We start from the raw sequence: 11853 nt of genomic DNA on the forward strand, positions 1-11853 counted from the left end.
TGAAGCGCATGAGCCACTGGTGGCACCGCAACATCCTCGAACCCGGGAAGCTGCCCCTGCTGCTCGCGCTGCTGTCGTTCCTGTTCACGTTCCTGGTGACGCGGACCATCACCCGGCTGATCCGCGCGGGCCGCGGCCCCTTCCGCAACATCAGCCCGGGCGGGCTGCACATCCACCACGTGGTGCCCGGCGTGGTGCTCACGGTCGTCGGCGGGTTCGGCGCGGTCGGCAGTGGGCGGCACGGCATCGCGGCCTGCATCTGCGCCGTCGTCTTCGGGATCGGGGCGGGCCTGGTGCTCGACGAGTTCGCGCTGATCCTGCACCTCGACGACGTGTACTGGAGCGTGCAGGGCCGGCGCAGCGTCGAGGTCGTCGTCCTCGCCGCGTCCCTCGGCATGCTCGTCATCGGCGGCTTCTCGCCGCTCGGCGTCAACGACATGACCGCACAGGAGCAGCACGACCGCGTCTCGCTCATCTCGACGCTGCTCGTCAACTTCTCGTTCGTCCTCGTCGCGCTGCTCAAGGGCAAGGCGCGGACCGCGATCGTCGGCGTCCTGGTGCCGTTCGTGGCGCTGTTCGGGGCGATCCGGCTCGCGCGGCCCGGCTCGTACTGGGCGCGCAGGTGCTACCGGCGGCGGCACCGGGCGCGGGCCAGGGCCGCCCTGCGGGCGTATCGGCACGACCGCCGCTGGCACCGGCTCAGCCGCGCCTTTCAGGACTTCATCGGCGGGGCCCCGGACCGTGTCGAGCCGCCCCGCTGACGCAGCGCCGAGATCCCGCACAGGACGAGGGCGGCGAGGATCGCGGCCAGGTGTTCGCGGCCCGCGAGGTTCGGCTCGACCACGCACTCGGCGACCATCGTGACGACGACGAACGCGCCGGTCCACCAGGCCCGGTAGCGCCAGCACACGTACACGGCGAGTCCGACGACCGCCGCCGACGGGCCGGTGTCGACGACCTGCGCGTCGGACGCGGGCAGGCCGAACGGGCCGTCGGGGCCGAGGGCGATGCCGATGCGCGCGTACAGGGTGCCCGCGAGCGTGGCCGCGTAGGAGACGACGAGGGTGCGCCACCGGCCCAGGCAGATCTCCGCGATGCCGAACACCAGCAGGATCTGGGCGAGCGCGCCCCACACGGGCAGGTCGAGGGCCGGGACGAAGAGCGAGAGCGGGGTGCGCAGGAGCGACAGCCAGAGCGGGTCCTCGGCGCGCACCGAGCCGATGTTCTGGACGAACTGGTAGCCCCAGGGCTGGTTCTGCACGTACTGGAGGACCGCCGTCAGACAGACCGCGGCGATCGTCAGCGGGATCGCCCGCCAGCGGCGGGTGACCAGTCCGTCCCGTACGGCCTTGAACAAGGGGCCCCACTCCCTGCGCGCCCAGGCGCGGACGCCGCCCGTCAACGCTGCTCCAGGCGTCTGCCGCGCAGCCACTTGGGCAGGCCCGGCACTTCGAGGAAGCCCTCGGCGCGGGCCGACGCGATCCCGATGCGCGGCAGGTCGGCGCTCTTCTCGAAGAGCAGGAAACGGGGTTCCCAGATGGGCCGGTACTTCGCGTTGGCCCGATACAGCGATTCGATCTGCCACCACCGGGAGAAGAAGCTGAGCAGCGAGCGCCACAGGCGCAGCACCGGGCCCGCGCCGAGCCGCGAGCCACGTTCGAAGACGGAGCGGAACATGGCGAAGTTGAGTGAGACCTGAGTGATCCCGATCTCGGGGGCGTGCTGGAGGAGTTCGATCACCATGAACTCCATCAGTCCGTTCTCGGAGTCGCGGTCACGGCGCATCAGATCGAGGGAGAGGCCGTGCGGCCCCCACGGCACGAAGGAGAGCAGTGCTCTCAAGTCCCCTTCGCCGTCCGTGCATTCGAGCATGACGCACCTGCCGTCGGCCGGGTCGCCGAGGCGGCCGAGCGCCATGGAGAAGCCGCGCTCGGTGGCGCCGTCGCGCCAGTCGTCGGCGCGCTCCAGGAGGTACGTCATCTCGTCGGCCGGGATGTCCTCGTGGCGGCGGATGCGGACCGTGTAGCCCGCGCGCTTGACCCGGTTGTAGGCCTGGCGGACGGTGCGCATGGCCCGCCCGTCCAGCGTGAACTCGTCGGTCTCCACGATGGCTTCGTCGCCGAGTTCGAGGGCGTCCAGGCCGTGCCGTGCGTAGACCGTGCCCGCCTCCTCGCTCGCGCCCATCACCGCGGGCAGCCAGCCGTGCACCCGCGCCTCGGCGAGCCAGGGCTCGATCGCGCCGGGCCAGGCTTCCGGGTCGCCGATCGGATCGCCGGAGGCCAGCGAGACGCCGCCGACCACGCGGTACGTGATGGCCGCCTTGCCCGTCGGGGACCACACGACGCTCTTCTCGCGGCGCAGCGCGAAGTAGCCGAGCGAGTCGCGTTCGCCCTCCTTGTCGAGCAGGGCGTGCAGCTTCTCCTCGTCCTCGGGGGTGAGCGGGTCGACGGCGCGGCGCGAGCGGAACGCGGCGTAGACGACGGCGATCAGCAGCAGCGTGGAGAGGATGTTGATGACGACGTTGACCCAGTTCGGCGTGGTGATGCCGGGGTAGTGGGAGTCGTTCGAGGCGACCGAGATGAGGCGCAGCGTGCCGTAGCGCCAGCGTTCCAGGAACGTCGAACGGTGCGGGTCGTGCGCGTGGTTGGTGACCGTCACCAGGAACGTCGCGAAGAGCGAGGTGACCAGCAGGCCCCCGACCGCGACGATCGCCGCCAGCTTCGCGTTCGAGCGGTCGCCCTTGGCGTAGAACTCGCGGCGGCCGACGACCAGGGCGACGACGAATGCCGCGGTCAGCACCAGCGAGATCCAGTTCTGCGCGTACTGCCGCACCTCGGGGAAGACCATCACGAAGGCGAACAGCAGCAGGAACAGGCCGCTCAGGACGATGTTGAGGATCCAGGCCGCGCGCTTGCGGCGGCGCATCGTGATCGCCAGGAACCAGGTCACGACGGCGGAGGAGAAGCCCGCGGCCAGCAGGTACGGGGTGAAGTAGTTGTCCTCGTTGTGGCGGCGCAGGTCCTGCCCGAAGGAGACCCAGACGGCGCTGAGGAGGTTGATCAGCGTGACGATCCGGAGGTACCAGACGGTGAACCCCGCGGCGCGCCGTGAGGTCGATGTGCTTGTCCGTGTATCGCCCATGAGCGGGAGCATATGGGCGATTTAGGGCTATGTCGGGTCGGCGCCGCCGCGTGGTGCGCCGCCGACCCGGGGCAGTTTCTAGCTGTCGCCCTCGTCCGGGCCCGTGCCCGCGTCGTCGCCGTCGTCCTCGGACGGCTTCGGCTGCTCGGCCTCCGGGAGTTCCGCCGCCAGCGCGGCCGCCGCCTGGACCAGCGGCAGGACGAGCAGGCCGCCCGCGCCGCCGCCCACCTGTACGCCCTGGTCGAGCAGCGGCTCCATCGCCATCCGGTCCAGGGCCTTGGCCTGCGCGGGCTCGCCGCTGACGTGGGCGGCCAGCCACCAGTCCGGCGCCCGGAACGCGACGCGCTGGCCGACCAGCGCGCAGGCCGCCGACACGACGCCGTCCAGGATCACCGGCGTACGGCGCACCGCGGACTGCAGCAGGAACCCGGTCGCCGCCGCGAGGTCCGCGCCGCCCACCGTCGCAAGGAGCTGCAACTGGTCGCCCAGGACGGGCCGGGCCCGGCGCAGCGCGTCGCGCACCGCCGCGCACTTGCGCATCCAGGCGAGGTCGTCGATGGGGTCGCCGCCGCGCCCGGTGACGACCGAGGCGTCCGTGCCGCACAGCGCGGCGATGAGCGTCGCCGCGGCCGTGGTGCCACCGACGCTGAGGTCGCCGAGCACCACCAGATCCGTACCGGAGTCGGCCTCCTCGTCGGCGATCGCCATGCCCGCGCGGAACGCCGCCTCGGCCTCTTCGAGGGTGAGCGCGTCCTCGGTGTCGATGCTCCCCGAACCGCGCCGCACCCGGTGACGCACGACCTCCGCGGGCAGCTCGTCCGGCTCGCAGTCGAGCGCCATGTCGACGACCCGTACGCCGACGCCGAGCCGCCGGGCGAGCACCGCGCCGGCGCTCGCGCCCTCCAGCGCCTCGCGGACCAGAGCGGCGGCCGTGCCCGCGGCGCGCTTCGACACGCCGAGCCCGGCGACGCCGTGGTCGCCCGCGAAGACGACCACGCGGGGCTGGTCGACCGGCCGCACGGGCACGGTTCCCTGGGCGGCCGAGAGCCACTCGCCCAGTTCGTCGAGGCGGCCGAGAGCGCCCGGCGGCACGGCGAAGCGGGCCCTGCGCTCCTCCGCGTCGCGGCGTGTCCCGCCGTCGGGGCGCTCGATCAGATCGGTGAAGTCGTCGAGATTCAGCGAGCTCATTCGCCGAACAGTACCGGCCGCGATCGCGCCTGCCGGGGCCGCCTTCTGACGGTTAGTTACGCCATGTGATGCATTGACTCCATAGCGTCATTGCACGGTTGCTGGTGATCCCTTACGTTCCCGTTTGTATCGGATTGTCGTACCGCAGTGCTCGTCAGTGCTCGTCTCAGTACAGGAGCTCTCGCCCGTGACCGTGCTCACCGCGACGCCCCCCACCGTCATCGGCGTCAGCCCGTTCGGGGAACCCGACGCCCGCCTCGCCGTCGCCGTCAGCCGCGCCGGCGGCCTCGGCGTGATCGACCTCGGAGGGGGCGGCCGCCGGGCCCGTGAGGCGCTCGCCCTCGCCCGCGACTGGGCCCCCGGCGCCTTCGGCGTCCGGATCCCGGCCGACTGCGCCCTGCACCCCGACGAGCTCCGGGACCCGGCGGGCGCCGGCCCGCACACCGTGCTGCTCGCCCCCGACGCCGCCTGGCGCGTGGGCCACGTCCAGGCGCCGGTCGTGCTCGCCGAGGTGCGGGACGTCGCGCGGGCCGGGGAGGCCCTCGCCGAGGGGGCCGCGGGCATCGTCGTCCGGGGCAGTGAATGCGGCGGCCCCAGCGGGGAGTTGTCGACGTTCGTGCTGCTCCAGCAGGTCCTGGAGGCCGTCGGCGGGGCCGTGCCGGTGTGGGCGTGGGGCGGCATCGGACCGCGCACCGCCGCTGCCGCCGTCCTCGCGGGCGCCGCCGGCGTCGTCCTCGACGTCCAGCTGGCGCTGCTCGAAGAGGCGCAGGTGCCGCCCGCCGTGGGCACGCTCCTGCGCACCGCCGACGGCACCGAGACCGTCGTCGTGAACGGGCAGCGGGTCCTCGACCGGCGCCGCCCCGGCGTCCCCGCCGAACTGCACGCCCGGCTGCTGCCGCTCGGCCAGGACGCCTTCCTCGCGGCCCGGTTCGCCGAGAAGTACGGGACGGTCGCGGGCGCCGTCGAAGCGGTACGCGGCGGCATCGCGCGGGCCGCCCGCCCGGGCGCCGCCGACGCCCTGCGCCCCGGGACCGGCATGTGCCGCGCCCTGGGGACGCGGCTGCCGATCGCGCAGGGGCCGATGACGCGGGTCAGCGACCAGGCGAGATTCGCCGCCGCGGTCGCCGACGGCGGCGGACTGCCGTTCATCGCGCTCGCCCTCGCCGCGCCCGCCCAGACCCGCACCATGCTGGAGCAGACGAAGGCCGCGCTCGGCGACAGGCCCTGGGGCGTCGGGATCCTCGGCTTCGCGCCGGAGGAGGTGCGCACCGCCCAGCTCGACGCCGTACGCGAGCTGCGCCCGACCCACGTCATCATCGCGGGCGGCCGCCCCTCGCAGGCCGCGGACCTGGAGGCGGACGGCATCCGCACCTTCCTCCACGTCCCCTCGCCGGGGCTGCTCGGCCAGTTCCTCGCGTCCGGCGCCCGGCGCTTCGTCTTCGAGGGTGCCGAGTGCGGCGGGCACATCGGGCCGCGCAACAGCTTCCCGCTGTGGGAGGCGCAGCTCGCGGTCCTGGAGTCCTTCCTCGACTCGAAGGAGGGGCAGGGGACGGACCCGGCGGACGTGCAGGTGCTGTTCGCGGGCGGCATCCACGACGAGCGGTCGGCCGCGATGGTCGCCGCGCTCGCCGCCGATCTCACCGAACGCGGCGTGTCCGTGGGCGTGTTGATGGGCACGGCGTACCTGTTCACGGAGGAGGCGGTGGCCTCGGGCGCCATCCAGCCGCTCTTCCAGAGACAGGTGCTCACCGCCGAGAGCACTGCTCTGCTCCACACGGCGCCCGGGCACGCGACGCGCTGTGTCCCGAGCCCGTTCTCGGACGCGTACCAGCAGCTCAAGGACGAACTGCGGGAGCAGGGCGTGCCCGACCGGCAGGCCTGGGAGGAGCTCGAGCGGCTCAACGTCGGCCGCCTGCGCATCGCCAGCAAGGGCATCGAGCGGATCGGCGACGAACTCGTCGACGTCGACGAGCGGCGCCAGCTCGGCGACGGGATGTTCATGGCGGGCGAGGTCGCCGTGCTCCGCGACCGGACCACCACCATCGCCCGGCTGCACGACGGCGTGACGGAGGGCGCGGCGGCCTTCTACGAGCGCCGGGCGCCCTCGATTCCCGTACGGGACAAGCAGGTCGGCGAGGAAGCGGCGGCCCCCGCGCCGCTCGACATCGCCGTGGTCGGCATGGCGGGCATGTTCCCGCAGGCCGAGGACCTGCCCACCTTCTGGGCGCACGTCCTCGGCGGCGTCGACGCCGTCACCGAGGTCCCCGCCGACCGCTGGGACCCCGCGCTCTACTACGGCGAGGGCGCGAGCGCCGAGGACGTCTCCGCCTCCAAGTGGGGCGGCTTCCTGCCGCGGATCCCCTTCGACGCCCTGGCGTACGGGATTCCGCCCGCGTCCCTCGCGAGCATCGAGCCGGTGCAGCTGCTCGCCCTGGAAGCGGCGCGCCGGGCCCTGGTCGACGCGGGCTACGACCCTTACGGGAAGCGGGAGTTCCCGCGTGAGCGCACCTGCGTCGTGTTCGGCGCGGAGGCGGGCAGCGACACCTCGAACGCGACGACGCTGCGCACCGTGCTCCCGTCGTACGTCGGTCGCCTCCCGGACGAACTCGCCGAACAGCTCCCGCAGTTGACGGAGGACTCCTTCCCCGGCGTCCTCGCCAACGTCATCTCCGGCCGGATCGCCAACCGCCTCGACCTCGGCGGCGCCAACTACACGGTCGACGCGGCCTGCGCCTCGTCCCTCACCGCCGTCGACGTCGCCTGCAAGGAACTGGCGAGCGGCACCTCGGACATGGCGCTGTGCGGCGGCGCCGACCTGCACAACGGCATCAACGACTACCTCCTCTTCTCCTCCGTGCACGCGCTGTCGAAGACCGGGCGCTGCCGCCCCTTCGCCGCCGACGCGGACGGCATCGCCCTCGGTGAGGGCGTCGCCTGCGTGGTGCTGAAGCGGCTCGCCGACGCCGAGCGCGACGGCGACCGGATCTACGCCGTCATCAAGGGCGTCGGCGCCGCCAGCGACGGACGGGCCCTCGGGCTCACCGCGCCGCGCCGCGAGGGCCAGCGCGCCGCACTGGAGCGGGCGTACGCACAGGCCCGCATCTCGCCCGCCGAGGTCGGACTCGTCGAGGCGCACGGCACCGGGACCGTGGTCGGCGACCGGACCGAACTGGGCGTCCTGAGCGAGGTGTTCACCGAGGCGGGTGCCGAGCCCGGCGGCTGCGTGGTGGGCTCGGTCAAGTCCCAGATCGGGCACACCAAGTGCGCCGCGGGCCTCGCCGGACTCATCAAGACCGCCCTCGCCCTGCACACCGGGGTGCGCCCGCCGACCCTGCACATCGGCGAGCCCAACCCGGCCTGGACCGGCATCGAGAACAGCCCCTTCGCCTTCCTCGACCGCACCCGCCCCTGGTCCGCCCCGGCCGCCCGGCGCGTCGCCGGAATCAGCGCGTTCGGCTTCGGCGGCACCAACTTCCACGTGGTCATGCGGGCGTACGAACATGCCGTCCCGCCGCGGCACGGGGCCGACGCCTGGCCCGCCGAGCTGTTCGTGTTCCGCTCGGCGGCCGCCGTGGACGCGCTCGCCCAGCTGTGCGCGGCCAACGACCAGGCCGGACGTCCCTGGACGCTGCGTGACCTGGCGTTCACCGCGGCCCGCCGCGCCGAACAGGCCCGGGGCCCGGTCGAGGCGGCGGTCGTCGCGGACTCCCTCGACGAACTCGGCGTTCTGCTCGGCCGGCTGGGGGCGGGTGAGAGTGCCGCCGGGATCTTCCGGGCGGGCGACGGGGCGGAGCTGTCGTCCGAAGGCAAGGTGGCCTTCCTCTTCCCCGGACAGGGCAGCCAGCGGCCCGGCATGCTCGCCGAGCTCTTCGCCGCCTTCCCCGAGACCCAGCGCCACCTCGCCGAGGCGCCCGTCGACGCGCTGTTCCCGCCGACCGCCTTCGACGCGGCCGAGCGTGACGCCCAGCGTGCCCGCCTCACCGACACGCGCAGCGCCCAACCCGCCCTGGGCGCCGTCTCGTTGGCGGCCTACGACGTCCTGCACTCCCTCGGCGTCCGCGCCGACATGGCCGCGGGCCACTCCTACGGCGAACTGACCGCGCTGTGCGCGGCCGGTTCCCTCGACCCGGCCCGGCTCGGACCGCTCAGCCGCGCCCGCGCCGACGCGATCCTCGACCACCTCGGCGACGACGCCGGCACGATGGCGGCCGTCGCCGCCGGGGCCGACGACGTGGCCCGGGTCCTGGCGGAGGCACACCTCGCCCGCGAGGTCGTCGCCGCCAACCACAACGCGCCCGCCCAGACGGTGATCTCCGGCCCCACGGCCGCGGTCGCCCGTGCGGTGGACGCTCTGGCAGCGGCCGGGTTCGGGGCCCGGCCGCTGCCCGTCGCGTGCGCCTTCCACAGCCCGCTGGTGGCGGACGCCGTCCCGGTGTTCGCCGACGCCCTCGCCCGCGAGAGCGTCCGCACACCCGAGTTCCCGGTCTGGGCCAACCTCACCGGCACCCGCTACCCCGACGACGCGGCCGACGTCCGCGGTCACCTGGCCGAACAGCTCGGCGCGCCCGTCCGGTTCGCCGAGCAGATCGAGGCGATGTACGACGCGGGTGCGCGGATCTTCGTCGAGGCGGGCCCCGGCACCGTCCTCACCGGGCTCGTCGGCAAGATCCTCGGCGACCGGCCGCACACCGCCGTGCCGTTCGAGCCGCGGCCCGACGCCGGGCTCCGCGGCCACCTCGAGGCCCTCGCCCGGCTCGCCGTCGCCGGGGTCCCCGTCGCGGCGTCCCGCCTGTTCGCCGGGCGCGACGCGCGCATCGCCGACCCCGACGCCGTGCCGGCCCGGCCCGGCTGGACGGTCGACGGCCACCTCGTCCGCACGGCCGACGGCGCCCATCTGCCGGGGGCACTGCGCCCCGCGCGCCGCCTGTCCGCTCCGCTGTCCGACCTGGCCCCTGACCTGGAGGCGACCCTCGTGACCGGCAGTACTCCCTCTCCTGACGACCTCCTGCACGAGTTCCTGCGCAGCAGCCGCGAGATGGTGGCGGCGCAGCGGGACGTACTTCTGACGTACTTCGGGGGCGGGGGAGGCGGGGCGGTGGTGGCGCCGCCGGGGCCGGTGGTGGTCGCGGCGGAGGCGGTCGCGGCTGAGCCGGTGGCCGAGGTGGTCGTGGCTGAACCAGTGGCCCAGCCCGCCCAACTGGACGTTCTGGCAACGGTGTTGGGGGTGATCGCGGAGCGTACGGGTTATCCGGTGGAGATGATCGAGCCGGACCTGGACCTCGAGGCCGACTTGAGTGTGGACTCGATCAAGCGGACGGAGATCGCGGGGGAGCTGGGCAAGCGGCTGTTGGGTTCGGGTGTGGACCTGCGGTCGCTCCCGGATGCGGAGCTGGAGGAACTGACGCGGGCGCGGACCGCGGCGGCGATCACGGCGTGGCTGGAGCCGAGGGTGACGACGCCGGGGCCGGCTCCGGCGTCGACACCGGCGCCCGCTCCGGCTGCGGTGCCTCAACTGGATGTTCTGGCAACGGTGTTGGGGGTGATCGCGGAGCGTACGGGTTATCCGGTGGAGATGATCGAGCCGGACCTGGACCTCGAGGCCGACTTGAGTGTGGACTCGATCAAGCGGACGGAGATCGCGGGGGAGCTGGGCAAGCGGCTGTTGGGTTCGGGTGTGGACCTGCGGTCCCTGCCGGATGCGGAGCTGGAGGAACTGACGCGGGCACGGACCGCGGCGGCGATCGCGGGGTGGCTGGAGGAGAGGACCGGGGCCGGGTCGCGAGCGGGCGGTGCGGAACCTGCGGAGGCCGTACCCGCCACCACCCCCGTCACCGCCCCCGCCTTGGGCAATCTGCCGCCTGGGGCGGCAGGGTGGGCAAGGCGGCACCCGACCCCGGGTGCGGATGAGACGGGCCCGGAGGGTGAACCCGGTGCGGAGCGCCTGGCCCCGGGTGCGGATGAGATGGGCCCGGGTGGTGGCCCGGCCGCCGGAAGGTCGACCCCGGGTGCCGATGAGAGCGGCCCCGGCGGTGATGCCGAGGCCGAGGAGAAGACCCGGGGAGAGCACACCCCGGCCCCCCTGGTCGGCGCCCCCACCCGCCACCTCCTCCGCCCCGTCCCCCTCGACCCCGCCGGCACCCCGGGCGACCTGACCGGCCGCCACTTCCTCGTCACCGGCGACGGAACCCCCGTCGCACAGGCCCTGATCACCCGCCTCACCGCCCTCGGCGCCACGGCCACCCGAAGCGACGGCGACCTCGAAGGGCACGCGGGCCCCCTCGACGGCCTGATCCACGTCGGCGCCCTGTCCCCGGTGGGCGAGCCCCTGCTCCCCACCGCCTACCCCCTCTTCCGGCAGGCCCTGCGCCGCAACCCCCGCTGGCTGCTCTGCGCCCGCTACCCCGGCGACACCAACGGCCTCAGCGGCTTCTTCCGCACCGTCGCCCGCGAGTGCCCGGACACCACCGCCCGCATCGTCGACCTGGACGGCGGCTGGGCCCCGGCCGACCAGGCCGAAGCGCTGGTCGAGGAGTTGACGGCCCCCGACCGGGCCCCGGTCGTCCTGCGCACCGACAGCTCACGGCGGGGCGTGGAACCGTACGAGAAGCCGCTCGGCCTCCTCGGCGGCGGAGGCGCGGGCCCGGCCGGCGACGGGGCCGTCGAGGCGGCGCTGCTCGGCCTCGGCCCGGACTCGGTGGTCGTGCTCGCGGGAGGCGCCCGCGGCATCACGGCCCGCTTCGCGGTGACCCTCGCCACCGCCGCCCGCTGCCGCATCGAACTCCTCGGCCGCACCGAACTCCCGGACGGCGCAGACGAGTTCCCCGAGGCCCGCGACAAGCAGGCGCTGCGTTCGGCCCTCGCCGCCCGCGGCATCCCCGTACGCGAGATCGACCGTGCGGCGACCCGGATCCTCGCCGCCCGCGAGGTCCGCGCCACCCTCGACGAGATCCACGCGGCGGGCGGCACGGCCCGCTACCGCTCGGTCGACCTGCGCGACGCGGAGGCCGTCCAGCAGGCGATCAAGGAGGTGTACGGGCGGTACGGCAGGGTCGACGGCGTCGTCCACGCGGCCGGTGTCATCGAGGACAAGCTGATCGAGGCGAAGGACGCGGACTCCTTCACCCGGGTCTACGGCACCAAGGTCGACGGCGCCCGCACCCTCCTCGCGGCCATGCACCGACTGCCCGAACTCCCGCGCTTCACCGTCCTGTTCGGCTCCATCTCGGCCGTCTTCGGCAACCGCGGCCAGTGCGACTACGCCGCCGCCAACGACGCCCTGGCCTCCCTCGGCCGCCGCTGGCGCGACGCCACCGGGCAGCGGGCCCTCACCGTCCACTGGGGCCCGTGGGCCCCGACCGGCGGCCACGACGGCATGGTCACGCCCGAACTCGCCCGCGAGTACGCACGGCGCGACATCGCCCTCATCGACCCCGAGGAAGGCGTCCTCGCCCTGCTGCGCGAACTGGCCTGGGGCGACACGGACACGGACGAGGTCGTCTACACGGCATCGGCCTGGTGACCCGC

General features: G+C 74.1%; 5 protein-coding genes. 2 read left to right on the forward strand and 3 right to left on the reverse strand.

Annotated features, from left to right (window positions below; genetic code table 11):
* Positions 1–8 precede the first annotated feature (8 nt).
* Positions 9–761 carry a hypothetical protein gene (locus tag ACIBUY_RS21360; RefSeq protein WP_399153343.1) on the forward strand — a complete coding sequence of 251 codons (753 nt, stop codon included), beginning with the start codon at positions 9–11 and terminating at the stop codon, positions 759–761.
* Here ACIBUY_RS21360 and ACIBUY_RS21365 read toward each other — a convergent pair.
* The 3 genes from ACIBUY_RS21365 to cobT all read right to left on the reverse strand — a co-directional run bounded on the left by ACIBUY_RS21365 (position 713) and on the right by cobT (position 4329).
* Positions 713–1402 (reverse strand): hypothetical protein, encoded by a 690-nt coding sequence (locus tag ACIBUY_RS21365; RefSeq protein WP_365561907.1) that lies wholly within the window; start codon positions 1400–1402, stop codon positions 713–715. The genes ACIBUY_RS21360 and ACIBUY_RS21365 overlap by 49 nt on opposite strands.
* On the reverse strand, positions 1399–3141 hold the full coding sequence (locus tag ACIBUY_RS21370; protein ID WP_365561910.1) for a phosphatidylglycerol lysyltransferase domain-containing protein: 1743 nt from the start codon (positions 3139–3141) through the stop codon (positions 1399–1401). The genes ACIBUY_RS21365 and ACIBUY_RS21370 overlap by 4 nt, the downstream gene beginning before the upstream one ends.
* Positions 3142–3219: 78 nt before the next feature.
* Positions 3220–4329, reverse strand: coding sequence for a nicotinate-nucleotide--dimethylbenzimidazole phosphoribosyltransferase (cobT, locus tag ACIBUY_RS21375; RefSeq protein ID WP_399153344.1), 1110 nt, complete (start codon positions 4327–4329; stop codon positions 3220–3222).
* Positions 4330–4516: 187 nt separating this feature from the next.
* On the opposite strand from cobT, the gene ACIBUY_RS21380 reads away from it, so the two are divergent.
* Entirely contained in the window at positions 4517–11848 is a 7332-nt protein-coding gene (locus ACIBUY_RS21380) for an SDR family NAD(P)-dependent oxidoreductase (RefSeq protein WP_399153345.1), read from the forward strand.
* Positions 11849–11853: the final 5 nt, after the last annotated feature.

Origin of the sequence: Streptomyces sp. NPDC050085, from assembly GCF_044460595.1 — a bacterium.
Classification (GTDB): domain Bacteria; phylum Actinomycetota; class Actinomycetes; order Streptomycetales; family Streptomycetaceae; genus Streptomyces.